Annotated in this window: 1 protein-coding gene; it reads left to right on the top strand. The window is 59.2% G+C overall.

Translation table 11 applies throughout. From position 1 onward, the window contains the following. The coding region (locus ACOTYN_RS26180; protein WP_049256736.1) for a Tn3 family transposase at window positions 1-1831 on the top strand (1831 nt) is incomplete at its 5' end. Between the last annotated feature and the right edge of the window lie 69 nt (window positions 1832-1900).

Below are 1900 nucleotides of genomic sequence, written 5' to 3'. Positions count from 1 at the left end.
TCAAAATCGGTGTTGCAAAAACGGGAGTGACCATAGATTCCGTTTTCCAAGCGGACCCCTTAAGTTACGGGCGGCACCAGCCGCCAAGGGCGTACTCGATGCCATCGAGGTGCTTCGCGGCATGAACAGCGACAACGCCCGCAAGGTGCCCGCCGACGCGCCGACCGCATTCATCAAGCCACGCTGGGCGAAACTGGTGCTCACGGACGATGGCATTGACCGGCGCTACTACGAGCTGTGCGCCCTGTCAGAGCTAAAGAACGCGCTGCGATCAGGCGATGTCTGGGTGCAGGGTTCGCGCCAGTTCAAGGACTTTGATGAGTACCTGGTGCCGGCCGAGAAGTTCGCTACTCTGAAGCTGGCCAACGAATTGTCGCTGGCAGTGGCCACCGATTGCGATCAGTATTTGCACGACCGACTGGCATTGCTGGAACAGCAGCTTGCCACCGTCAACCGCATGGCGGCGGCCAATGATCTGCCGGATGCCATCATTACCGAGTCCGGCCTGAAGATCACGCCGCTGGACGCGGCGGTGCCGGAGACCGCACAAGCCCTAATCGACCAGTCGGCGATGCTGCTGCCACACGTCAAGATTACCGAACTGCTGATGGAAGTTGATGAGTGGACAGGCTTCACCCGGCATTTCACGCATCTGAAGACCGGCGACACGGCCAAGGACAAAACCTTGCTGCTGACGACGATCCTGGCTGATGGCATCAATCTCGGGCTAACCAAGATGGCCGAATCCTGCCCAGGCACGACTTACGCCAAGCTGTCGTGGCTGCAAGCCTGGCACATCCGGGATGAAACGTACTCAACGGCGCTGGCCGAACTGGTCAACGCGCAGTTCCGGCAATCCTTTGCCGGAAACTGGGGCGATGGCACCACGTCATCGTCGGATGGCCAAAATTTCAGAACCGGCAGCAAAGCGGAGAGCACCGGGCATATCAACCCGAAGTATGGAAGCAGTCCAGGCCGGACGTTTTATACCCATATCTCCGACCAGTACGCGCCCTTCAGCACCAAGGTAGTCAACGTCGGCGTGCGTGATTCAACCTATGTGCTCGATGGCCTGCTGTACCACGAGTCGGACTTGCGGATCGAGGAGCACTACACCGACACAGCGGGCTTTACTGATCATGTCTTCGGCCTGATGCACCTACTGGGCTTCCGATTCGCGCCACGTATCCGAGACCTGGGCGACACCAAGCTATTCATCCCAAAGGGCGATGCCGCCTATGACGCGCTCAAGCCGATGATTAGCAGCGACCGGCTGAACATCAAGCAGATACGCGCCCATTGGGATGAAATCTTGCGGTTCGCCACTTCGATCAAACAGGGTACGGTGACGGCCTCGCTGATGTTGCGCAAGCTCGGCAGCTATCCGCGTCAGAACGGACTGGCCGTTGCACTGCGCGAGCTGGGGCGCATTGAGCGCACGCTGTTCATACTGGATTGGCTGCAAAGCGTGGAGCTGCGCCGCCGCGTGCAGGCCGGACTCAACAAAGGCGAGGCGCGCAACGCGCTGGCCAGGGCGGTGTTCTTCAACCGACTGGGCGAAATCCGCGACCGCAGTTTTGAGCAACAACGCTACCGGGCCAGCGGCCTCAATCTGGTAACGGCGGCCATCGTGCTTTGGAACACGGCCTATCTGGAACGGGCAACCAATGCTTTGAACGGGCACGGCAAACCGGTAGACGAGACGCTGTTTCAATACCTGTCACCGCTGGGGTGGGAACACATCAATCTGACCGGCGATTACCTCTGGCGCAGCAGCACCAAGGTCGGCGCAGGCAAGTTCAGACCGTTGCGACCACTGCCACCGGCTTAACGTGCTTTATTTAATGAGATGGTCACTCCCTCCTTCCCAGTACTATGCTGAGGACAGGCTTTCATTCGG

This window comes from Enterobacter cloacae complex sp. IR5458 (genome assembly GCF_049238025.1).
Classification (GTDB): domain Bacteria; phylum Pseudomonadota; class Gammaproteobacteria; order Enterobacterales; family Enterobacteriaceae; genus Enterobacter; species Enterobacter kobei.
Note: the sequence above shows the minus strand (reverse complement) of the source record. Positions and strands in the feature narration are given on the sequence as shown.